At 52.8% G+C, this 326-nt stretch carries 1 protein-coding gene; it reads left to right on the forward strand.

The features are described from left to right. Positions 1-326 (forward strand): GTP-binding protein (locus tag Phpb_RS09225; protein WP_205634757.1); only part of this gene is annotated, 326 nt, incomplete at both ends.

Raw genomic sequence — 326 nt, forward strand, 5'->3', positions numbered from 1 at the left:
TTTGAACGTACAAAACCGCACGTTAACGTTGGTACTATCGGCCACGTTGACCACGGTAAAACTACCCTGACTGCTGCTATCACTACTGTACTGGCTAAAACCTACGGTGGTAACGCTCGTGCATTCGACCAAATCGATAACGCGCCAGAAGAAAAAGCGCGTGGTATCACCATCTCTACTTCTCACGTAGAATACGATACCCCAAGCCGCCACTATGCGCACGTTGACTGCCCAGGCCACGCCGACTATGTGAAAAACATGATCACCGGTGCGGCTCAGATGGACGGCGCAATCCTGGTAGTTGCTGCGACTGACGGCCCAATGCC

It is taken from the genome of Photorhabdus namnaonensis, assembly GCF_001684335.1.
In the GTDB taxonomy this organism is placed as follows: domain Bacteria; phylum Pseudomonadota; class Gammaproteobacteria; order Enterobacterales; family Enterobacteriaceae; genus Photorhabdus; species Photorhabdus namnaonensis.